The following is a 25,404-nucleotide window of genomic DNA, read 5'->3' on the forward strand; positions in this document are numbered from 1 at the left end:
AATTCTTGATAGCAGCCACTACTTTGAAATTAAAAAAATATTATTTCATGGCAATCAAAAAAACAGACATAAAGAATGGCATAGTCGCTACTTACGACTATGCCGAAATTTCCAAGGAGGCAAACCCATTTGAGAGCTGCCCATATATATGCCTTTTTTATTATAAAGGCTTACATTAAGGGAATTATTCACGCCTTCTTTTTACATATAACGTGATTATTACTGCTCCTCCAATAACAGCTGCAAGAACTGCAGCAAGTGCTATGTTACTGCTATTGCCGCTGTCCTCTGACTCCGTTTCCGCAAAAGTATCCACTGACATATCATCAGAAATATTCTGACCGAATGCAGTGCTAAGATCATAATAATTATCAAATTCCGTACGGTCAATATATGACGTGCTGAACTGATTGCCGCTACCAATTTCTACGCTTGTTAAATAATTTCCTGTTACTGTTATTGTATAATCACTTGTTCCATTCACAACAGTTGAACCGTTTGCTACTACTGTAACAGTTTTTCCGTTTTCATCAACAATCTGAGAACCTTCTTCCGCATTTAGATTTGTAACCGTTGAATTTCCTGTTACAATCCACGTTGATGTGTTGTCCAAATTTATTGTTATAGGTGCCGAAGATACATCTGTGTTGACTGAATTCGTTGTAATGCTTGTTTCTCCTGTATATACACTGCTTGCCAGAAGATACATATCTAGACTACTGATTGTATCAACATCAATATTACCATTTAATGTCTCGCCAAGCCCAGTGAATTTAATATCTGAACCATTACTTCCTGCTGTGCCCCAGTTATTTGAATCATTCCCTTGGATCGTCAGTAAGTTTACATTGCTACTGTCAAAATTAAGCGTTGTATTACTTAAAACAATGTTTGCTGAAGTATTGGTTGAATAAAACATTGCGCCACTTTTTATTGCAGTTGAAAGTGTGGAATCACTTGCTTCAAAAGTTGCTGTCTCTCCTGTTGTAGATTCTGCATCACCGGAAGTAGACTGATAAATAATAACTCCGTTTGCAATAGGATCACTTGCAGATGCTGTTGTACAAGTACTTGTAAGCTCAGAATGATAAATCAGAATCGTATTTAATCCTTCCATGCCGGCTATCTGGCTGCCGGAAGCAGTACCTTTAACATTATCAACTTCTATATCTCCCGTTGAATAAATCAAAGGGGAACCCGAACCTGCAGTGGAAAGCTTGCTGTTAACGGCTGAAATATATCCGCCTCCACGATCCGTTGCCAAAGCCGCACTGTGATCTCCCTGAGTTGAAATTGTCATTAAGTTTGCAAGAATGGTTCCACCATATGTGGCATCGAGACCTCTTGAATTTCCTGCTGTTGTTGTAATTGTATCATTATTGGCATGAACAGTTGCCCCATCCGTAGCAAAAATACCATTGCTGCCTTCACTGTCAGCATTAAGCGAACTGTCTGATATGTAAGCCTTAGAGCTATCATTCACAGCAAGAAGGATTGAGTTTGCACCGTAAAAATTACAATTATCGCCATCAGTATCGTCACCCGATTTGTTCAATGTATCATTAGAAATTGTGAGAGTTCCTGCATTTTGAACAAGTGCAGCATTTTGGTCTTTATCCAATGCCGTAATTGTTTCATTTTCTGAAGTTTCTGATGTGGCATCTGCTGTTAGAATGGCTGAATATGTTCCTTTATAGTCGAAGTTCATTGTATCGGCTCCACCCATGTTGCCTCCTAAAGGCGCCTCGCCTGAGGGAGCTTCCCCTGTCGGTTTTTCTCCCGATGGAGGTGTCACAGTATTACCGGATGGTGCTTCTTCTGTTGATACTTCTCCCGTTTGGGCTTCCCCTGACGGAGGTGCACCCGGCTCTCCCGTTGGTGCTTCTCCTGAGGGAGGTGTACCCAGCTCTCCCATGGGTGCTTCTCCTGATGGAGGTGCTCCCGAAGGTTTCTCCCCTGCCGGTGGTGCTCCTACCGAACCATCTCCCGCCTGTATTGGTTGTGTCGCATCCATTGTTTCTGCGTTAGCAGTTACACCTGCAGATGCAATTGCCATAGAAAGTGTTATTGCTAAAGTAAACGCTGTCGTTCTCCTTATCTTTGCTAATTGCATAATTTATCCTCCCACGTAATTGTTATTTTTTTCTAAATTCATTTTAAAATATCAATCTTAAATGAAACTAAAAACCAATAAAAATTTTCAATTTTAGATAAATATATGCAAAGAGCTGCATCCGCCTAACAATGGTATTTCCGTAATTGTATCTTAAAAAATCTGTTTCCTCAGTTTTGCCCTATAAATACAAAAAACTGTAAAAATAAAACAGATTATTCTTACAGTTAATATTAAAATTCTGAACCTATGATAATAAAATGATCATTTAACTACAATTTCGAGCCACTTACTATGGAACCTTATAAACTGTACTCTATATTTACATCTGATTAAAATTGAGTTATATTCCGCAGTAAAGATTCTCAAAATAAAAAAATACTCGACTTTTTAAGGCGGGTAAATTTTCTCGTTTATAAAACGTTACGTTATTGTAAAAAATTAAATACCTAGAAATACCAATAATACCAAAGCAAAAATGAAAAAAGAATTGTTTATTATGAGGTACGTAAAGATAAAAAATACATAGTTTTAACATTATATGTCGCTGTATTGTTCTTCATCGGAACTATTTAATTATGATAACAACTTTTTATTAAAGCTTCTGCTGAGTTTCCAAAAACTTTTATTTTCTCACTTTTAAAAATTACAGCAAAATTGTTTAAATCTTCTTAAGTGATAATATCTGTGATAGGCTATAGATGAAACATGCTTTTCATCACTTTTATATCAAATCTTGCCACTTGATTAAAGCCCTTAATTCTTAAAAATAGTACCCTTAAGTTATTTCCCATCAAGCACCGTAATTTTGCAATTATGTTTCTCTTTTTTAAAATGCAAAGTAAACAGATCCTCACCAAATATCCTGCTGTACAGTCCTGAACCTTCCTATTCTTTAAAAAAAATATATCACAAATTATCCCTGTTCTGAATTTTTCATAAGTTTCTTATTTTTGTATAATCCCATAATCAAAATGATAGATAAAAAACAAACCGACATTTCTATGACAGTCATTACCACAAATTCCTTCAGAATATAAGCTATCCCTGCAATAGCTGTAAGAATAACCAGTATTTTTCGAACCTTCTTTTTATAACTAATTTTTTCCTTGTCAAGTAGCGGTTTATTTGCATCTGCAACTGGTACAAATATCCAAATCACACAGAACGCAACCACAAAACAAATTAACTCCCATATGCTGCTATATCGTTGTAAAAATCGAATTCCCAGCAAAATAAGCACCGTTGTAGCACTTGACATAATATAACACCTCAACTGTGTCTTTGCATGATATCCACCAGCAAAAATACGGAGCGGAATAAAGAAAATTAAATATAAAATAATTTCAAAAACCATGTTCAGGATGACTCCAATAAGCAGAGAGGTACAAATATTCAAAAGTAATATCGCACCTTGGTATAATCCGAATATGTAAATATCCTTGTCACTGTCCTCTAGCCCCTTTGACAGTTTCATTTGTTTCCATATTCCATCCATCAATCTTTCAGTCATCGTAATCACCCCGAACACGAACTACAGAATAACCCCACTCCTTAGTCTCTTCTCAGTTTTTCGCTGCCTTTAGGCATTTTAGGTTGGTAATACTCAAACATGCAGGCAGAATTAACCGATACCACAGTAATTACCATAGCTAGAGATGTAATAGCTTTCCACATTCCTAATCTCCAATTTCCCATTGTTTTTTTCATAAATGAATACCCCATTTCTTTTATATAGATTAGTAATAAGTAATAAGCCGTACGATGTAAGTATAACATCATTTTAAAGAAAAAACCGAAAAAGCCAAAATCAGCAATATTTCTTCCAAAAATGACAACAAAAAACGTATCTGTATGTTACTGATACGCTTTTGCTAAATCAAATATACATTAAAATTTCCACATCAAAGAAATTTTTCTCTGCGTTTATTAATAAATTTCCATTATATTTTTCAACAATTTTTTTCACATTGTTCAAACCAATTCCATGTGGTTCATCAGATTCTTTTTTTGTACTAAAGAAGGTGTTCCCTTTCTTTTTTAATACACCAATATAGGAATTTCGCAGTTGCAAAAAAAATGTACCTCTGTTATATAAAAATTTCATTTGAAAAATCCCGTTATCCTGCTCCTGTAATGCCTTAATTGCATTATCCAGTAAGTTACCCAAAATAACAACCACATCAAAATCATGTATATTTATATCATCCGGGATTTTAATATTTAAATCAACCTTAACTCCCAGATCATACATAATCTGCAATTTATAATTAATTAATCCGTCCAGCATTTTGTTCCCTGTCATTACGTATTCTGAATTCAACGTTAATTTTTCTTCTAAAACTTGTACATAATCTTTAAATTTTTCATTTTTGGAATTGGAAACTTCCTTTAAAACAATCAAATGATTTTTAAAGTCATGTTGTAAACTTCTAATATTGTTTTCTGCAGCATGAATTACAAGTGCCTGTTGATGGTAAGCTTTATTCTGTTGGGCTAAAGATTGATTTTGGAGTTCAACCTCGTATTTTTCAACTACTTGTACATATAAATAAAAAAATGCAATATTAATCAAAAATAGACTTAAAATAATTGTAACATTTACCCACTGCTCATAACCACCCAAAATAAGTACGATATCGGCGACGGAAGATATACAAGGAATGATGGTAATACATAACCAATGCATCCTAGGAAGCAATAACTCTTCATGCTCCCCAAAAAATCGTTTCATTATTAAAATAATAAAATATAATAAAAAATTGCTTAATACATATGTAATTATCTCAATTGCAGGGGACGGACCATATAATAATATTGCTGTTCTCGCCACAATCCCCTCACAAATCACTCCAATCATAAAAATAGAGCAGATTGCAAATATTCTTCTCCATATTGAACTCCTATATGGCAGTGTTAAAACTGAAAACAATATTGCATTTGTAATAACAGTCAAAATAGGGTTTCGTAAAGATAAATAAACTACACTGTTAATAATAAAATATGCAATCAATACACCTTTTTGAGCAGTACTAGACCATCTCAATTTTTTTTTTGAAAAAAACACTTCTAAAAATAAATTAATTGCAAATATTCGAAAAACATTTGAAATCAAATAAATAACTTCACTGTAATCCAACACAAGCATTTTTTACAAATCCTCTCTTTGCCATAAGCTTAATTGTTTTCTTACCTCTTTTCGATATGTACGGCTAATTGGTAATTCTTGTGAATTAGTTAATAACACTTTATCAAATTTAAATTGAACCACATAATGTCTATTTATAATAAAAGACTTATGAATACATATAAAATCCACAGCAGGTACAGTTATTTCACACAATTTCCCATAAAAATAATCCTCCCCATACTTCATATGAATAATTATTTTTTTTCCTTCACTGCTAAAATATAAAATATCTTTATATGGTACTCTTTTCTCTGCTCTTTCACTTTTATAACATAAAAAATTGGTTTGCCTTCCCTGTAGCTCTAGTGTTTTCTCTATTATTCGAAATACTTGTACTTTTGCTATGGGCTTTACCAAAAAGTGAATGGGTCGGATTTGAAAAAGTTCCAAAGCATATGACGTTTTGGCTGATATAAATGCAATTTGCGTATAATCATCCAAAAGTTCTTCTCTGATATAATGACCAACCATAATCCCATTTATAACATCCAACTCGATATCGAGAAAAATCAAATCATATTTTTCTTGCTCTTTCAAAACCTTTATCAAGTCTTCTCCGGTAAAAAAAATATCTATTTCATATTTTAAATTTTGAGCTGCAAAAAATTCTTCTACTACCTTCTTTATTTCAATACAAATCGTTTTATTGTCATCACAAATTGCAACCTTAAACATTTTGCTTATCCCACCTAAAATATGTTAGATTAAATTGTTTATATCATATTTTACCATAACTTTCATTTTTCGACTACAGTAGAAACTTCGTTTTGCGAACAATTTAACTTTTTATTGTTTTGTAAAACATGTTAAATTGAGCACACAAAATATTTATATTGACTTGCCGTTATAAATACAGATATCCGGAATTAACTATATCTGCATCATAAATTTGGTTAAAAACAAGTGGTTTTCGTTTGGTCATCAATAACAATAAAGTAACGTTTTATGTTGAAACTACGATAATTTAAAATAAAAACAGCAGAGAAAGAAAAATATTAAAATCTTTTTCTTCTCTGCTGTTGATCGAAAATATTGAATTAGTTCTGGTCAGCCTGGCTAGATTTCCAGAAAAATTATCACCCTTCTCCCTTGTTGCATCCCAATTTATTTAACAACTGCTTTCATGTTTTCAATACTTCTCTTACTTACTAATGATACTTTTACTTCCCATATAGGTGAGCCCAAAATAAGCACCATAAACACCAATAATAACACAAGCAGTCACTATAATATTCTTTGTAACATCAATGCGTCCAAAAATCTTAATTACTTCATTCGCTGCGGTAATACCCACTACAGAGTGAACCACTGCCAATAAAAGAGGCATAAGAAAATAGCACAAAATTTGTTTAAAAAGTGCTTTGTATATCATATTTTTATCCGTCCCCAGTTTATGGAGCAGTTCGTATCTTGATTTATTGTCCGCGGCCTCAGAAAGCTGCTGAATGGCAAGAATTGCTGCACAAGAAATCATAAATACAATTCCAAGGTAGATAGCTAAAAAAGATACAATTGCTTTCGTGCCAACTGAGTTCTCATAAATTCCCTGCTTACTGTCAAAATAATAATAACCTTTATTGTTATCATTTTGCTTTTCCAAACTCACCTTCACTTGGCTCGCCTGCTCATCACTTTTGCAATTTATATTTAATATTTGATTGCTGGTATCAGAAAGCTCTTTAATCTGCTGTTTATAACAATCACTTACTACAAAGTAAATACCCCCAAAACCCTGATTAGCCGTCGTAATTCTTGAAACAGTATTATCAGTCGGTTTCAGAGTAACTCCATCAAACAGAGGAAGTGAAATGTTTTTTTCACAGAACTGGCGGGCAGTATCTTGAAATAATTCATTGGGAGCAAGAATCAGGTATTCCTCCTCTCCAAGAGCTATTCCCTGCTTCTGCTGCATTTCAAGCATTTTGTTATAGTCTGACAGCAGCATAATACTCAAGCTTTCTTCGCTCATATCAATAAAGCTCGAAGAAAAGTCCAGCGGAAAATCTGAATAGTGTAGTTTTTCTCCGGAATTGTAAATGGAATATTCTTGCCATGTAATATCCTGTTGCTTCACATCTTCAGGTAGACTTTCATAAATCGTTGTTTCAAAAGAAGAATCTCCATATAAAGAAAAATCATATATAATATTTTCCCTAAGCTGAGCGGAAAATGAATTTTGCACGCTGTACCCACAGGAGAATATGCCGATTACCAACAACAAAACAATGCAAACAACGGATATGGAAACAAAATTTGTATTGATTTTGGAAGAAAGCTGCTTTGTAACAAACATATTAAGGTTTTTGTAGTATACATTTTTTCTTGACTGAATCAGCTTTATAAGTATCCCAGAAACAGAAAAGAAAAACAGCAGCGTTCCCATCGTACCTAATCCAATGGATGAAAAAAACAAGGCATTAATATTGACCATACCATTTTTTAATATCAAATAATATGCCGCTGCCAAGAAAATAAGGGATACACAAAAAATTGCAATGGATACCCAAATGTTTCGAACCTTTAGTTCTTCATTTTTTCTTCCCCCGTAAATCAAATCAATGAGTTTGTATCTGTTTATTGCACCAATATTAAACAGGATTACAACAACAAAAATTATCGCAAAGTAGAGCACACTTTTCACGAGCGCATCCACGGAAAAAACAAATCGAAATCCTGACATATCTGCTTCAAATATGCTTGCCGTAAACACAGACATAAACTGTGAGCCGAAAATACCTACGACAAGACCCAGTAATAATGCGGCAATAGCCATCACCAGAGTTTCAAGTACAAGAATAACGGAAATCTTACTTTTTTCCATGCCTAGGGTCATATAGATGCCCAGTTCCTTTTTTCTGCGTTTGATAAAAAAATTGTTGGCATAAACAATCAAAAACCCCAGAACCACCGCAACAAATACAGAAATTATTGACAAAAGCTGACAAAGGGCTACCATAGAATCGTTCTGGGTTTCCGTTACCACCATGATATCCTTTTGGGCATAAATTGAATTAAACATATAGAAAACAGAAACACCTAAAACAAGGGTAAAAAAGTAAACGGCATAATCACGCACACTTTTTCCCGCATTTTTAAAGGCTAATTTAGTCAGCATTAAGATCACCTCCAAGAAGTGCAATGACCTCCATAATGCGGTCAAAAAACGCTTTGCGTGTTTCATTCCCCCGTATAAGTTCATTGAACAATTTTCCATCCTTGATAAACAAAATCCGTTTGCAGTAACTTGCAGTAAATGCATCATGGGTTACCATTAAAATTGTGGCGTCGATTTGCTCATTGAGGTTTTTAAAACTTTCCAACAGCATTTTTGCAGATTTTGAGTCCAAAGAGCCTGTGGGCTCATCCGCCAAAATCAGACTGGGATTAGTAACAATTGCTCTGGCCGAGGCTACTCGTTGTTTCTGACCGCCCGACATCTGATATGGGTACTTATTTAGCACCTCTGAGATATTCAAAAGTTCTGCCACTTTTATTACTCTGTTATCAATTTCTTTGGGAGAAACTTTAATAATTGTCAACGCCAATGCAATATTTTCATATGCAGTCAGTGTGTCCAGCAAATTAAAATCCTGAAAAATAAAACCCAGCTTTTCTCTGCGGAACTTTGACAAAGGGGAAGATTTCATCATCGTTACATCCATTCCATCAATAAAGATGTGTCCAGCTGTTGCACTGTCAATGGTTGAAATGCAATTCAACAATGTTGTTTTGCCGCTACCGGAAGCACCCATAATTCCGATGTATTCCCCCTCATCAACGCTAAAACTGATGTTATCGATTGCTTTGGTAACATTTCCTTTTCCGCCATAATATTTCTGTAGATTTTGTACCTTTAAAATCGTGTTCATTAAGTAAACTTCCTTTCTCTTTATCTTCATTCATATTTAAATTGTAATATGTATATTTATAACTTTCCATGGGTTTCCCTTACAGAAAACGAACATTTTTGTCATGCAGCTTATGCTGCTGCGTTTTCGTATACATTGGGATTGTAATAGTTGGGGCTTTTAATTGTGAATGCTAAAGCCGATGCCTGCTCCTCCGATAATTCATCGGATGAAATGCTATAATAATGCTCTGAGGCTTCCTCTAATCCATAACATCCTTCCCCAAAATAAACAACATTGCAGTATAGCTCCAATATTTCGTCTTTTGTAAGCATATGTTCTAATTGAAATGCAACAAACAGCTCAGCAACTTTTCGTTCCAATTTCTTATCAAAAGTAAAGTAAAGATTTTTTGCAAGTTGCTGGGTGATGGTGCTGCCCCCCTCCACAAAACGAAATGCCTGAATGTTGTGCATGGTTGCCCTGCCCAAAGCAATAGGATCAACACCAAAATGATAATAGAATCGTTGATCCTCTGATTGAATGATCTTTTTTTTGAATTCTACCGATATTTCATCTGTGGTTATATAGCTGTCGTCCTGTTTTAATTTCTCAATCCTGTTTGAGATACTCTCAAGACCCACTGCATTCTGATACATATCATACCCTTCTGCAACAATAGAGCGTACTTCTGTAAATCCGTATGTACACACAGCAAATATACTTATAATCATGATATTTTTTAAAATAATATAAGTTATATTTTTCATATCAAGAACCCCTTTCTTATTTGATCATATTATAACAATCAATGGTCATGAGTAACATTGATTATGCTTACAGAAAACGAACAATATTGTCACCAAACAAAAGAAGAGACCAGAATGAACTGATCTCTTTTCTTCTATAGTTATTGCATAAATAATTGTCTGTCCTTCGGGAAGATAATTTGTAATGTGGTTCCCTCCCCCACGGTGGATTGTATTTTCAGACCCAAATACATTTTTTCGCATAGTATACGGCAAAGGTATAGCCCAATTCCTGTTGATTTTGCAAATGACCTACCATTTTTACCTGTAAATCCTTTTTCGAATACTTTGGCTTGGTCACTTTCTGGAATTCCAATGCCATTATCCTTTATGGAAAGAATAACACTGTCTTCATCTTCGGCTCCAAAAAAACTAAGCTCCGGATTTTCTTTTTTATATTTTATACTGTTTGCGACAATTTGACCAATGATAAAATCCAACCATTTTTCGTCAGCATAAACCGTAAAATCATTTAGATCAAAATACACCTGTGTATGGCAGGCAATTAACTGTTTGGAGTTTTTTTTCACTGTATTCTTTACTACATCAGCAAGAATCAATTTCTTAATGGAATAGTCCGCCACCACATTTGTGCTTCGAGCGTAAAATAAAGCCTGTTCAATATAGTTATCTACCTTCTGTGTTTCTTCCGCAATTTTACGGGTAACATCATTTCGGTTATTTTTGCAGATAATATCAATGCAGGAAAGGGGTGTCTTAATTTCATGAATCCATGTTTCAATATATTCACGATATTCGTCTTGCGTTATTTTATAGGATGCTATCTCATCATTCATTGCTTTTGTTGTCTCTTTAATAACCTCATTTAAAATTTCTGCATCTGTAAAATGGGCTTCTTCCAGAAGCCCTGCAATCAAATACTTTTCTTCCATCCCCGCAAGGTTGTTTAGCAATTTTTTATAATATAAAAAACGAAACGTGTAATCAAATATTAGCCAAAAAATATTTGCAAGAATAACAGCCAAAACAGTAAGTGTGATTGCATAATTGTTTACATGGTATACTTTCAAAACAAAGAAAAGAAAATTGCAAATAACAGTCTGTAAAACAATAAAAAGGATTTTGTCTTTCAAATATTTTACTAGCTTCATAGAATATACCCCTGTCCACGCCGGGTTTGTATAAAATTAACCGCTCCAATTTGTTCCAACTTTTTTCGCAGGCGATTTACATTCACCGTAAGTGTATTGTCATCCACAAATTCATCTGATTGCCAAAGCTCATCCATCAAATCATTTCTGCTTACAATCATTCCTTGATTTTTTATAAAGACTGAGAGAATACGCAACTCGTTTTTTGTCAGATCAACACTCTTATCACCGAATGCGGCCATACTTTTTGTTGTATACACAGTAAGACCGTTATACTTTAAGTCAGAAACATCCCCCACTTTTTCTGCCCGTTTTAATATCGCATTGATACGTGCCAATAAAATCTGTGTGTTATAAGGCTTTGTGACAAAGTCATCTGCTCCCAAATTCATACTCATCAACTCGTCCATATCTGTGTTCCTGCTTGTTACTATAATAATTGGCACATCAGACACTTTTCGTATTTCACGACAAATATGATATCCGTCAAAGTAGGGAAGGTTGATATCCAATAAAATCAGATCAGGTTCTGCTTCTAAAGCGTCCTTTACAATATTCGTAAAATCATTGCTGGTTTTGCAATCATAACTACAGTTTTCGAGAAATGATATTAATTCCTTTCTTAATTCGAAATCATCCTCTACGATGAATAATGTCATTCACAGCGCCCCCTTATTACCACTATCCTTTTAAATCTTCAAATGGTTATAGAAAAAAACTATATACTAATTAGTATAATACCATATTTATTTGGTTTGAAAAAAATTTTTTTAACCCAATACTACCTACAAAATATATTTTTTCATCTTTCATGTGAAACCAACAACATCGGTCATTTTATTTTGACATCCCGATCAATCTTCTGTCTTTTCTGTTTCATTTTCCTCATTTTTGCTATAATCATAAAAAGAAAGATTCATATCCACTTTTGTCGCAATACCATCCACCACACCGGAATCGCTATATTGCCATATTTGAAATTGATAGGGGTAGGAAGGCTCACCTGAATATTCGGCCAGCCACAAATCATAATGTTGGATCTCCCAGGGTTGTAAACGATTCAAAAGCCAACTATTTCCGCCATAAATCATAGCTTTTTTCCCAGATGTTTGAATGGTGTCACAAAATGCACGACTAATGACCGTACGTTCATCAATTGTTAATGTATCTATCCTATTTTCTTCCACCCCAAACTCCTCCATATCAAAAACAAAGGGATATGTAATGGTATACTCTTTGGTATGTTCCAATAAAAAATTGGCTTCTTCAATGGCTTCTGCTTCTGTTATGGCTTGTGAAAAAAAATATACACCTATATTAATTCCTGCATCAGTTGCCTGCTGAATGTTTTCTAAAAATTTCTCATCTAACACAATTTCACCATTTCCCGAACCACGATAGCCACCTCGAAGTATTGCAAATTCTATACCGTCATTTTTCACTTTTCTCCAGTCAATATCTCCTTGGTATTTGGATACGTCAATACCCAAGCAAGCTGATTCATTTTCTTGGTTGGTATACCGTTTTCGTCCCATTTCATCGGTAGTTAACCTGCTCCAATCATATTCATTTTCTTTTATTTTCTCTTCATATGACACACACATGGCCTCCCACTTATATTGTACATAGTGTAAAAAAAGCACACAAATACTAATGGTGAGAAATACAGACATGCACCCTCTTGCTCTCCTCTTTTTCCTTCGTTTTCTTTTTCCCATTTCGTTTCCTTCTATTCTAATAATAAAAACTCCATCATATCTTTTACATCATACTGTAATATCCCCATATTTTTCAATTAAGAAATTCTTAACCCTTTCCGTCAACTTTATGTGGTACCACCTTGTTCTTTAGCGCCAAACAAAAAGGTTGCTGCCTCTCGACAACAACCTTTTTGTGCATTAAAGAATAATGCAAATCAAACCGCCCCTTCCTTCGTTTCGGATCTTTTGCAGGATTTCGCCAATTTCATTTGTGCATCCTCAGGCATACGGTAAATCTTGTTTTGCATGGCATCACTAACCATGGTACTTAGGGTGCGTCCAAATATATTTAAATCCCCAATTTTTTCAGGCTCTGATTCATAATCCGCAATTAAGATATCAATAAACGCTCTGGACTGTTCCTCATTGCCGATAATAGGTGACACTTCTGTTTCCACATCCGTTTTAATCAAGTGTATGGTCTCACCTTTTGCCCGCAACTTAATTCCACAACGGCTTCCTCGCTTAAATACTTCCGGCTTTTCTAAAGCAATTTCTTCGAACAGCGAAGTAACTATGCCATAGCCCTTGCGTTTCACATCACTAAGTGCTGTGACAATCTTATCATACTCTTTCTTCGTTTCAGTGAGCATCCGAATGGTAGAAATTAACAAAGCCTGCATCTGTCAAAACAGGACAAAAAAATTGTAAAATATCAAAATAAAAAATTAAGAACCAGCACTGATTATATATCCTTGTCAAAAAGACAATTGCAAAAAACGAGAAACGTATCTATAATCCGCTTCTCGTTTTTGTTATCTAATTATTTTCCCCATTTATTAATGTGTTCTAATATCTATCAATCCTGCTTTTTGAAGCAGTCTTAACACAACCGCGGCACATTCTGCACGGGTAATGGTATCTGTGGGACGAAGCTGATTATCCGAACCAACTACCAGTCCATTGGATACATTGAAAACAACTGCATCCTGCGCCCAACTTCCAATCTGACTATCATCAGCAAAGCTTGACAAATCCAATGCGCTTTCAACTCCCGTATATTCTGCCACAACTGCAGCATGCTGAAGCATCAACATTGCCTCCTGACGAGTCAGGTTATCATTCGGATGAAAGCTGCCATCTTCACATCCCTTAACCAATCCGTATTCAACAGCCGTACCAACCGCGCCATAGTACCAATCATTCTCGGAAATATCACCAAAATTGGCTTTCCCATCCTTGGGCAAACCAAGGGCACGCACCAGTATAGATACAAATTCTGCTCTTGTAATGTTACTATCTCCATCAAAGTTATAACCGTCACGTCCACTAATAATCAAACGAGATGCCATTTCTGAAGCAATATCCTTATACCATTTTCCCATTGTATCAGAAAAATTAACAGAGTTGCCAATCAACGCATACACTGAATTTGTTATAGAATTAATCTTAGCGTAATATGTTCCGTCTATCTGCACGATAGATGTCGGCACATGACGTTGACTGCCATCAGACGAAACCACAACAGCCGTGGAAATTTGGCCCGGATCAACACTCTTAGGTATCGGAATTTTACGTTCTATTTCATGTTGAAATTTAGAAATTTCCACGCTCTTTCCGTTATATTCTGCCTTGAAACTAAATTCCACTGGCGGTACCATCAAAGTATGCGATGCATTTGCAATTGCGTTTTTTATAAACTTCGCTGAATCACCAGTCAGTTCTTGGATTGTAATGTTTATCTTTATTTGATCCAAGTCCTCTTCATCTGCCCCAAGCACATCCAGTACAGAGTCCATTCCTATTGCATCAGTTGGAAATCCATAACCGATACCGTCAGATTGAATTTGCAATAATACATGTTTTTCTCCCAATTTTTTGAAGGTTTCTCCATCTATAATACATTTGCCTGTAGGAGTCGTTCCGGCATCAACATCCAAGGTGCCTCCTTGTACTGCTTCCTTCAGAATTTTAGCACTATCTATTTCAGCAAGTGTTTGGTCTTTTTCTACACTGAGGCTATAAAAACCCTTATCAATCAATTTTGGAAAAGGATTTATTATCATTCCTCCTCCTTCACCACCGCCGCCATGGGATTTGCCCCTTTCTTGCCATACAGCAGTGAGGGTTACATTTTTTGTTACAATATAACCGGTTCCGCCTGCCAATATTTTTGAACCGTCAGACCAACCGCCAAAGGTATAGCCGGTACGGGTAGGCGTTGGCAATGTAATGTGCGTCCCACTTGCACCCTTTATACTCTCTATGGCAGAACCGCCTGCTGCATCAAAACTTATCGTATACTGATTTACTACAGTAATGGGATAAGAGACAGTGCCATAGGCAACCAAATTACCATTTCCATCTTTTTCAATATAAGTAAGAACCAAATCATATTTACCTACTGAAAGTGGAGTGTCTACTGCAACAGAATTTCCACTGTCATCAACCAGGGATACTTCTATATGACTGTTATCACAGGTATACCCACCGTCACCGCTCACAGCATTTGTATTGCAGTAATTCACTGTTTCCCCTGCACTAAATTGCGATGGCACATCTGCGGAAAGGGCAATGCCGAAAACGCCAGTTGGAAGCCCCAATGTAATTTTTGAATTCCCAACGGTGTCACTTCCGCTATATTCCGTACCATCCAAAGTTGTGGCTGTTACGGTATCTCCCGATTTACGCAGCCAAACCACCAGCTGACCATTTCCATCCGTACGTTGAATAAATGACATATCCTGAGAAGCATTCAAAGCAGAAACGATGTTCATTAATGTGTTCTTGGGCATTCCCGTCAACATGGTACGAAAATAAGTATCGCCTGTATCACTGTTAAAAATAGGTATGCTGCTGTCGCTTGCCGCGTTAATCAACACCGCATTCTTAGATTTGATATCAATACCACTTGCGGCTGAAAGGGTACCTGTTACATCCAGAACAGAAGAACCTACCAAGGATACAGAATTTGAAACTACTGCACCTCCAAGGATTTTCGCTGTTGCGTGGTCCGCCATAGAAAAACTATATGCTTCCACCTTGCCGGATACCTGTAAATCGGAATAATTTCGTACAAAAACACCATTTGAAGTACTTGTTGTTTTTAAGTCACCATTGATTTCGGCAGTTCCATCACAACTCCCATCCCCATAAGAAGAACCCATTTCAAACTCTCCTGCTGTCAAATTGCCGCTTACCTTCAGATTGCCAGAGAACACTCCCACATCATCTGATGCAGTTAAATTACCTAAAAAGGTAACTTGTGCACCCATAAATAAATCTGAAAGCTGAGCATCATTTTTTACTGTTAATGAGGTATCTATTCCATCTGAAAAAATGACAATCCCATCAACCGAAAATAATGTATTAACATTCACTGTTAAATCTAAAATTTCAAATTCTTCGGCAGCTGATATGGCGTCTGCATGAAGAAAGCTGTTTTCATCTTTACCCGAAATAAAAATGTTAGGATTGTTTTCTTGTTCAGGCACAATAACTTTGCCATTACCAAGATTCAGTTGCCCAATCTTAAGTACATTGTCGCCTCCGAAGCTACTACTTCCGAAAAGATAAAGATCCATATCCGTATATGTGCCAGAAAGAGGCGTAATACTAGAAGTTTTTGCGCCTGCCCAATCAATGTCATCCACGGTGCTGTTTGCATCATATGCTCCTACAACATACTTGTCTTTGTAAGCCCAAATAGCATTCGTTGCCTCTGCCGTAGAAACCGACACATCGGTATTATCGGAAACCGTAAATTCCCAAGGTTTTTCACTTAGGGTTGTTCCGTTTACATCCATCTGGGTAATTTTATACTCATCTGCTGCCCTCATAGAAATTTTCATGCCGGCATAAACAGTATAAGTGTTATCGCCATTTTTTGTAAGAGGCGTATTGGAATAACAAGGAACCGCATTTCCGCTTACCGTAAGTGTGAATGGTGTTACTTCCCCACGATGCACCTCCACCCCAGCTGTGGTTGTTTTATTTTCTGTTTCATATACCCAGCCGTTTGCAGGGGTGAAACCAAGATTGCTCCAGAAACTTTCATCCATCTCTGCCGCAGCCTTCGTATCACATGCAACCCCTTGTAGTGTTCCCATAAGTGTTAAAAAATCCCCTGCATAATTCTCATTACAATATGAATCGGTTAATGGAGAAGTGCTTGACTGATTTGCCGCACAGAGACTATTTACCTTACCTGCTGAAATATCACTTTGCATTGCTACATTGTGATCAATTGTAAAGCTATAGCTCCCAACACCGCCACATTGACCCAAAATACCAGAGGCAACGTAATGAGAGGGATCACCGCTATTTACAGTGCCGTAGGCAACACAATTTTGAATTAAATTGCCATCGGAAGTATAGATTAGTCCCACGATACCGCCGCCGTAAAAGCTACTTCCTGCAATGCCTGTAATATTACCGTTATACTCGCACTGTGAAACTTTTTTACAATGAAGATAACCAGCAATTCCACCTGTATATTCTTTGCTAGAAACATCACAAATCGCCGTGCATTTTTCAATATCCTCAGTGCAATAACCTACTATTCCGCCTGTATAGAATTTACCGCTAATTGTTGTTTTACTGCCACCTGATACGGTACAATCTGAAATTTTGCCTTGGGGATTATACGTGTCACATTTACCTATAATACCACCTGCACATGAAGAATACTTGTTCAAGGAACTGGTAACGGTGCTATCTTGCACCTCACAAAGACTAATGTCCGCACTATAGGAGCGTCCGATAATCCCACCACTGCAAACACCTGTAACAGTACAATTCGTAGCATTACATAAGGAGGCAACTGAAGAAAAAGTACCAACAATGCCACCTGCGGAACAATTTTCGTCGGAATCGCCGCCAGTTACACTACAATTTACAGCATTACAGCCTAAAATTACCGTATCACTTGCATAGCCAACAACACCGCCTGCATTTTCGTCTGCGGAAACGGAAGCATCCACAACCGTCAGATTTGTAAAGGTTGCACCTTCCGCATAGCCAAACAAACCGCCATAGTTGACACCCTCTACATGTAAATTAGAAATGGTATGCTCATTCCCATCAAAAATACCTTCAAAAGGATAGTCTACAGGCTCACTTTCACCGCCTTCATTAACTCCTTTAAACCCAATGGGTATAAATGGAGTATCGGACAAAGTAATATCCTGCGTTAAGCTGTAATATGCACCTACATATTCTGTATCACCATTATTTACCATAGCAGCAAGGGTATTCAAATCATCTACATTACTAATCTTATACGGATTCGTTCTCGTACCTGCCCCCGATAATACTGTCATGGTTGCATAATTTGCAGTCAAAGAAAGATTCTTTGATGCCGTGAAGGTATAAGTTGCTTCGTCACTAATATAATTACCATCGCCATCTGTCCATGAGGTGAAATTTTTCCCTGCCACCTCGGGTGCAGTTACCGTTACAGAATCCCCCTCCATGACAGTTTGGGAGGTCATAGTTGTATCCTCCCCGATATAGCAGCCCTCGGGTACCGTTATCTGGTATTCCTCTAACGTAGTAAAGGACTTCCAATTGCCATAAATGGTATCATCACTGGTAGTCCAATAAGAGCGATACTCATAAGATGTACCAGGGGCAAGCCCTGTAATCGTTGCCGAACCATCTGTTGCTTCTACTTGAGTTTCCGTGCCAACTGCTCCACTTTCCCGATATTCAAACCCCTCAGTACTCTTAATATCACTAACGGTAGCACCGGTAGAAGTTACGTTTTTAACGGAAAAATCATCATCATAAGTCGTTGTGCCATCCAACGACAAACTGTCGCTATGATAAGCTGCATCGTAATACCAACTATTTAACTTGTGCATTTGGTGATACGTCCCTGTAGCACCAGTAACCCCTAAATGGAAATTCTTATAGCCGCTCAAATCCACGGAATATGTTTTTGTAGGCTCAGTAGGTCTTGTAGAGGTAAAACTCAAATAAACCGCTAATTCCGTATTACTTGCATTATAGTCTATCCAAAAATAAACATATTTATCATACGGAGATGCTGAAAGCCCATCAGAATCTAAAGTATCAGCATACTGAACGCCATCCTGTCCCAATGCAAGCCCATGTCTACTATTCGTTGCAAAGTATTCCACGGCAATACTTTCTCCTGTTAAACCCTTATATCCAAGACCATCACCGTATTCCTCCGTGCATTCAGTGGCATCCTTCGCAAAAACAAATGCAATACCAGTTCCCGGAACAGCTGTTCCATTGGAAATTCCAAACTCTGTTTTTGCAGCTAAGGAGAATCCATCAGTTCCCATAGGCATAATGTTTTTCGCAAACAAACCGCCCACCTGATTTTGTTCGCCAGCGTAGGTCAGAATTCCCCTATAATCATTCGCTACTCGACCGGAAGTTATTAGTGAATCCTGATTCGTATCGTAGCTAAAGCTTGGATACGCCATGGTGATATACTCTGGTTCAGCTGCGAACGCTGTTGTTAATGCGCCAGGTATTAAGCCCAACACCATACAGGAGCTTAATAGTGCACTCAACAATTGTTTTTTCATTTTTTTGCCCATAATTCTCCTCCCATTTATTTATAAGTAATTTTATGTAAAATTCATTTCTGCTTTCAAATGCCCCCTTTTTTTCTATACTTTACTTGCAGCGGTAAGTTTACTGGTAAAAACCCCTTAAAAATTCGCTTCATTTTATCATAAATAAAATTAATATCACGTGATTTTTTACCAATGAACTGAATTACGGTATGAATAAACTGTTTTTTGGTATGAATTATTCAAAGAAAAAAAGGCTATAAACTGTTAAGGGAACACTTTCATAGCCTTTTAAATATTGGATTTTCTTCTTATTGCAACAATCACTCCATACGCTCAATTATTTTTTTCACTTCCATCGTATGGGGTTTGCTCACGGGAATCAAAGGAGAATGATTTAATTTTATCTGAAAAGTACCACTGCTTGAGGGCATAATTTTTATTATATGCTTGGGATTGATGATGTAGCTTCTATGGCACCGAAAAAATCCATGGCTTCTCAATCGTTCCTCCATTACATTCATGGTTTTCTTGGTAGAATAGGCCCCTTTTCTGGTTACAACCTCCGAAATTTTCATTCGAGCTTCAATATATATAATTTCCTCATACTCTATAAAATGATAGTTTTCCCCGTCAAAGACAACTAGCTTATCGGCAGCCTCATTCACTGTATCTTTCATCTGTTTCATAAGCTGTGGCGTATGACGTACATTATTCTCCATATTTTTTTGCAGCTTCTCCACCGTTTGTTTCAGACGGCTCACACGCACAGGTTTCACAATATAATCAACGGCATTCACCTCGAAGGCTTGCAGTGCATAATGATTGTATGCAGTAATAAATACAATAGAAAAAGACTTATCCTGCTCCAAAAGCTCCGTTGCCAAATTCAGACCGTTTAGGATGGGCATTTCAATATCAAGAAAAACCACATCAGGCTCTATCTGCTCAATTTGTTTCAAGGCCATAATCGGATCTGTAAATTGGGCGATCATTTCAATTTGTTCAAATTTACTAAGCTGATAAGAAAGCTCATCCAGAGCAGGCAATTCATCATCAACTAAAATAACTCTTAACATACTCCGTTAAACCTCCATTTCGGGAATTCTCATCCAGACTTTTGTTCCAACCCCAGGCTGACTTTCCATCTCAATGCCATGTCCATAAATGGCTAACATCCTCTGATGCACATTATAAAGCCCAATTCCAACGCCCGCCACTTCATGTTGCAAAAGCTTTGAAATTCGTTCAGGGTTTATGCCAACGCCATCATCTTCTACGATTAATAGCACATCTTTACCATCTCTTTCTACTGAAATTTTAACCGTCCCACCGCCTTGTTTTTCCAAAATACCGTGACGAACGGCATTTTCCACAAGGGGTTGAAGCATTAAATGGGGTATACTGCATCGGATACTTTCATCAATATTAAATTCCGACTTAAGCTTATCCCCAAAACGAGCCTTTTCAATAAAAAGATATGATTTTATAATGCTGATTTCCTTGGAAATGGGCATTATTTTTTCCATTGTGTTAAAATTGAAGTTTTCCTGTAAATATCCGCTCAACTCCACAATCATTTCCCGTGCCAAATCCGGATTGGTTCTAACGTAGGCTATGATGGCATTCAATGCGTTATAGAGAAAATGGGGTTTAATCTGAGACTGCAAAAAAAACAATTCTGCGGCAAGCGCTTTTTCTGTTGATTTTTTAAGCTCCAAAAGTGTTTTCACACGGGCTGTCAGCTCTTTCATACTAAAAGGTTTATAAAGATAATCGTTCGCACCGACGTTAAAGCCTGCCACCATATCCTCTGTTAAATTCTTTGCCGTAAGAAGAAGAATTGGTAGCTGTACCAGTGAATAGGTTTCCCTTATTTTCATGCAAACATCAAAGCCGGATATCTGCGGCATCATTACATCCAAAAGGACAAGATCAAACTTCTGACCTTTTTGAATTAAGTCGAGCGCTTCTTTACCGCAGTATACCGCTGTAAGAGAATAACCTTCCTTGGATAAGATATTATAAATAATTCGAATGTTTATAGGTTCATCATCCACAACCAAAATTTGGGGTGCATCTTCTTTGATTGTTTTCCGATATTTTATGGGTTGAATCTCATAGTCAGGTTCTGATTGGTTTTCCCACTTTTCCAAAGAAGTCACTGGCGACCGTAAAATTTTCGGTTCATCAACTTGTGGTAAGGGAAGTGAAAACGTAAACTCAGAACCCTCCCCCAAATTTGATTTGACCCATAGTTTTCCTCCATGAAGCTCCACAAGGCTTTTTGAAATTGTCAATCCCAAGCCTGTTCCGCCAAACTCTCTAGCAATAGAAGTATCTGCCTGCTCAAAACTGTTAAAAATATGGTCTTGCCTTTCGGAAGCAATTCCAATCCCCGTATCAGAAACTGTTATCTGCATTTGATCAGCACTTTTCACTGCTGAAATTCTTATTTCCCCTGTTTCCGTGAATTTCACTGCATTTCCAATCAAGTTGAACATAATCTGCTGAAGGCGGTTTTCGTCCACATAGATTAAATCAATATCAGAAGAAATTGCATTCACAAGTTGTAAATTTTTTTTCTTCATCTGATGTTCAAAGGACGAGCAAACCATATTCGTTAAAACATGAATATCTACATACTGCTTCTTGAGAATAATCTCCTGATTTCTGAGGCTTGAAAAATCAAGAATATCCCCTACTAATCCAGATAGTCTTTTTGCACTGGAAACCGCCAGCGAAATATCATATAATTCATCACCCTTTAACATCTTGTTTTCCGATTCTATCAGTGGTTCCAGCAAACCGATAATACTATGTAAAGGTGTTTTTAACTCATGGGTTGTATTTGCAAGAAATTCATTTTTCAGCTTATCCAATCTTTGAAGCTCTTTGTTTTTTTCCTCTAATTCTTTTGAGTATTGTTCGATGATATTGATTTGTTTTTGGTTGTCTAATACTTGTCGCCGTATCATATGATTGCCCCAAAACGCTATGCCAGACATAATTATAAAAATTGCATATCTGCCTACATGGTCGGATAAATCAATATAGGTCCACATAAATGGCGTCTTTACTGTAAATAAAGTAATCCAAAAAAGCCCGAAAACAAATGAATAAAACCAAAAAATGCTGGTTGAGTAATAGCACATGCTTAAAAAAACCATGATAAGTACATTACCCCAAACAGTAATACCGCCAAATTTAGCACCCTCAAAAGTTATAATGATCGTGGAAATTGTTACAATATAACCGATTGCCAGTGCATGCATAATCAAATTTTCTCGCACCCTGAACTTCTTCAGTATAAAGGGCAACGATGCAGCAATCAGAATTACAGCGCTATCTATCACTACATGCATAATCCAACTTCTATTTTGCTGAATTCTTGTCAACTCTTCTGCAATAAAGACAAAACAACAGAAAACCCCCATAATCAATGTATTGCGTGAAACAATGTCATTCGCATCTGTATTCAGTTTTTCTGCTAAATCAGGTTCAATTTTATTTCTTTTAAATATCTTTATCATAAACAACCTCTATTTAATCATTAAACTTACCAGTATTATTCAAATCAACTTCGGAGCTAAATTATAAAAATTTTTAAATACTTATAATTTTTTCATGTAATAATTATAACTTATAAATTAAAAATTAGCGCATATTATTTTGAAATATTTTTATTTAATAAATTCTTGCATTATAAAATCCTTTCCCGGATAGAGGGCTTTTTCTCTGCCGCCCGTTCCTCCACCCGTGCCGGCGTATTCAAAGATTTTTCTGTATGGCTTTTTATACTGGAAAAATGGAACGCTCCGCACAGAATGGAGCGGATAAAACAGTCGCCAACTTAATAATCAATGCCCCGCCTACGCCTTAAAATATTTAAGCCCTGTTCAATATAGAACTGAACGAGGCTTTCCTTAAGGTGCTTTTTAAATTGTCTATTCACTTGACAACTTCATCTAGCACGTGGTTTTCTTTCTACAACAAAAAGGTTGCTGTCTCTCGACAACAACCTTTTTGCGCATTAAAGAATAATGCAAATCAAACCGCCGCTTCCTTCGTTTACGATCTTTTGCAGGGTTTCTGCCAATTTCATTTGTGCATCCTCAGGCATACGATAAATCTTGTTTTGCATGCCATCACTAACCATGGAACTTAGGGTACGTCCAAATATATTTAAATCCCAAATTTTTTCAGGTTCTGATTCATAATCTGCAATTAAGTTGTCAATAAACTCCCTGGACTGTTCCTCATTGCCGATAATCGGTGAAACTTCTGTTTCCACATCCGCTTTAATCAAGTGGATGGACTCACCTTTTGCCCGCAACTTAATTCCATAACGGCTTCCTTGCTTAAATACTTCCGGCTTTTCTAAAGCAATTTCTTCAAACACTGGCGTAACTACACCATAGCCCTTGCGTTTCACATCACTAAGTGCTGTGGCAATCTTATCATACTCTTTCTTCGTTTCAGAAAGCATCCGAATGGTAGAAATTAACGAATAGTCGTTTTCAATGGGAAGTTCCACTGTTTCGCTTAAAATGCGATAGAATAAACCATCATCAAAAGTCAACGCTACATCCACAGCACCCTCTCCAGGCAGCACTCGATCAGCAAATACCTTCTTTAAGAAATCCTTCTCCTCTAAACCCATGATGGCATTGGAAACATCGTTGAGACGTTCAGCCTTCCCCATAATTTCCTTCAAGCCCTCCACAAGGGACTTCTTTAGCCAGTGGTCATCCTCCAGTGTTTCCACCCATCCGGGGAAATAGAATCTGATTTCTCGCATAGGGAATTGATACAGCACTTGTTCCAAAATGGTTTTAATATCTTCCGCCTTTAATTGAGCAACATTTACAGGAATAACGGGAACACCATATTTTTCCTCCATCTCCTGAACCAGTAAAGCTGTTGTTTCAGCGTAAGGCGTTGCTGTATTTAAAAGAATTACATAAGGCTTCCCCATTTCTTTCAGCTCTTGAATTACTCTTTCCTCTGCTTCAATATAATTTTCTCTGGATAATTCAGTCACCGTACCATCGGTTGTCACAACAATACCAATGGTAGAGTGGTCTGTAATAACTTTTTTCGTCCCCATTTCCGCCGCTTCTAAAAATGGCATTGCATTTTCAGACCAAGGTGTATGTACCATTCGAGGGATTTCCCCATCCATATGTCCTTCTGCCTCTGGAACTAGATAACCCACGCAATCAATCATACGAACTCTCATATCCGTATTATTTCCAAGGGAAATTTGAACCGCTTCATTGGGAACAAACTTTGGTTCCGTTGTCATAATTGTTTTCCCCGATGCTGATTGTGGCAATTCATCCTTTGCCCGCTCTCTGGTATGAGGATCCGAAATATTGGGCAATACCAATAAATCCATAAACCTTTTGATAAAAGTTGATTTTCCTGTACGTACAGGCCCAACAACGCCAATGTAAATATCTCCACCTGTTCTTTCCGCAATATCCTTATAAATATCGAATTTCTCCACCGTAATTTCCTCCTTTGATTTCAAACTGTATCCATACAATATACTTTATGATAAAATTACAGGAATAGAACAAAGTTCAAATTGTTTTTACATTTTTTCCTTTCAGTTGTTTTTTCTGCTAATTTATTCCCACCGTTTTTCACAAGTGCCTCAGCATCTCCGCCCCGTTCTGAGGCGGCTGTCCAATGCGGTGATGCGTTCAAGGCAAAAGTATCATTATATCGTTTATGGGTAATGGCAATCAAACCGTGCAATTGGTTTGTTTAAACACAATGCAAATCGCTCACACAAAAATTTTCAGAGATCACAGCGGCATCTGTTAAGTTGCTTTCCCTTTCGAGGCCATAAGAGGAAGGTATTTGAGATACGCATATTCAGTTGCCAAAGAACAAAATTAGGAATTGAAAAACCCCCTCACTACTTAGCCGAAAAAGTAAGGGGGGTGGGCAATTTAATTTATCAAATTAATAGGTTTTTTAATTTCTCTAGTATTCGACGCTTTTGATAACTGATTGTTCTTCGTGGTATACCTGTAATTTTTGAGCTTTTGGGGAAATACTTGTTAGCTT

Annotated in this window: 16 protein-coding genes; all 16 read right to left on the minus strand. The window is 36.8% G+C overall.

What is annotated here, in order from left to right; translation table 11 throughout:
• Positions 1-184 precede the first annotated feature (184 nt).
• The 16 genes from P9Q65_RS07155 to spoIVA all read right to left on the minus strand — a co-directional run bounded on the left by P9Q65_RS07155 (position 185) and on the right by spoIVA (position 24,835).
• The gene (locus P9Q65_RS07155) at positions 185-2,113 is read right to left on the minus strand and encodes a proline-rich domain-containing protein (protein WP_304508689.1); all 1,929 of its coding nucleotides are present in this window, start codon (positions 2,111-2,113) and stop codon (positions 185-187) included.
• 916 nt (positions 2,114-3,029) lie between these two features.
• The gene (locus tag P9Q65_RS07160) at positions 3,030-3,626 is read right to left on the minus strand and encodes an accessory gene regulator ArgB-like protein (RefSeq protein WP_304508690.1); all 597 of its coding nucleotides are present in this window, start codon (positions 3,624-3,626) and stop codon (positions 3,030-3,032) included.
• A gap of 41 nt (positions 3,627-3,667) precedes the next feature.
• Positions 3,668-3,823: a cyclic lactone autoinducer peptide gene (locus P9Q65_RS07165; protein WP_304508691.1), complete on the minus strand. Its 156-nt coding sequence runs from the start codon at positions 3,821-3,823 to the stop codon at positions 3,668-3,670.
• A 169-nt stretch (positions 3,824-3,992) separates the two neighbouring features.
• The gene (locus P9Q65_RS07170; protein ID WP_304508692.1) at positions 3,993-5,261 is read right to left on the minus strand and encodes a sensor histidine kinase; all 1,269 of its coding nucleotides are present in this window, start codon (positions 5,259-5,261) and stop codon (positions 3,993-3,995) included.
• 3 nt (positions 5,262-5,264) lie between these two features.
• The gene (locus P9Q65_RS07175; protein ID WP_304508693.1) at positions 5,265-5,978 is read right to left on the minus strand and encodes a LytR/AlgR family response regulator transcription factor; all 714 of its coding nucleotides are present in this window, start codon (positions 5,976-5,978) and stop codon (positions 5,265-5,267) included.
• A 466-nt stretch (positions 5,979-6,444) separates the two neighbouring features.
• Positions 6,445-8,418: an FtsX-like permease family protein gene (locus P9Q65_RS07180; protein ID WP_304508694.1), complete on the minus strand. Its 1,974-nt coding sequence runs from the start codon at positions 8,416-8,418 to the stop codon at positions 6,445-6,447.
• Positions 8,408-9,172 (minus strand): ABC transporter ATP-binding protein, encoded by a 765-nt coding sequence (locus P9Q65_RS07185; RefSeq protein ID WP_304508695.1) that lies wholly within the window; start codon positions 9,170-9,172, stop codon positions 8,408-8,410. Before P9Q65_RS07185 ends, P9Q65_RS07180 begins: the two co-directional genes overlap by 11 nt.
• A gap of 110 nt (positions 9,173-9,282) precedes the next feature.
• Positions 9,283-9,921, minus strand: a complete 639-nt coding sequence (locus P9Q65_RS07190) for a biosynthetic peptidoglycan transglycosylase (protein WP_304508696.1) — start codon at positions 9,919-9,921, stop codon at positions 9,283-9,285.
• A 140-nt stretch (positions 9,922-10,061) separates the two neighbouring features.
• A complete protein-coding gene (locus tag P9Q65_RS07195; protein ID WP_304508697.1) occupies positions 10,062-11,072 on the minus strand; it encodes a sensor histidine kinase in 1,011 nt (336 codons plus the stop codon).
• Positions 11,069-11,731 (minus strand): response regulator transcription factor, encoded by a 663-nt coding sequence (locus P9Q65_RS07200; RefSeq protein WP_304508698.1) that lies wholly within the window; start codon positions 11,729-11,731, stop codon positions 11,069-11,071. The genes P9Q65_RS07195 and P9Q65_RS07200 overlap by 4 nt, the downstream gene beginning before the upstream one ends.
• 195 nt (positions 11,732-11,926) lie before the next feature.
• Entirely contained in the window at positions 11,927-12,670 is a 744-nt protein-coding gene (locus tag P9Q65_RS07205; protein ID WP_304508700.1) for a glycoside hydrolase family 25 protein, read from the minus strand.
• A 317-nt stretch (positions 12,671-12,987) separates the two neighbouring features.
• Positions 12,988-13,446, minus strand: coding sequence for a stage IV sporulation protein A (locus P9Q65_RS07210; RefSeq protein ID WP_304508701.1), 459 nt, complete (start codon positions 13,444-13,446; stop codon positions 12,988-12,990).
• A gap of 165 nt (positions 13,447-13,611) precedes the next feature.
• Positions 13,612-19,347, minus strand: a complete 5,736-nt coding sequence (locus P9Q65_RS07215; protein ID WP_304508702.1) for an S-layer homology domain-containing protein — start codon at positions 19,345-19,347, stop codon at positions 13,612-13,614.
• Between the two features lie 299 nt (positions 19,348-19,646).
• Positions 19,647-20,402 (minus strand): LytR/AlgR family response regulator transcription factor, encoded by a 756-nt coding sequence (locus P9Q65_RS07220; RefSeq protein WP_304508703.1) that lies wholly within the window; start codon positions 20,400-20,402, stop codon positions 19,647-19,649.
• Positions 20,403-20,408: 6 nt separating this feature from the next.
• Positions 20,409-22,856, minus strand: a complete 2,448-nt coding sequence (locus tag P9Q65_RS07225) for an ATP-binding protein (protein WP_304508704.1) — start codon at positions 22,854-22,856, stop codon at positions 20,409-20,411.
• Positions 22,857-23,356: 500 nt separating this feature from the next.
• Entirely contained in the window at positions 23,357-24,835 is a 1,479-nt protein-coding gene (gene spoIVA / locus P9Q65_RS07230) for a stage IV sporulation protein A (RefSeq protein ID WP_304508705.1), read from the minus strand.
• Positions 24,836-25,404: the final 569 nt, after the last annotated feature.

This window comes from Anaerotignum sp., assembly GCF_030625865.1.
GTDB lineage: Bacteria > Bacillota > Clostridia > Lachnospirales > Anaerotignaceae > Chakrabartyella.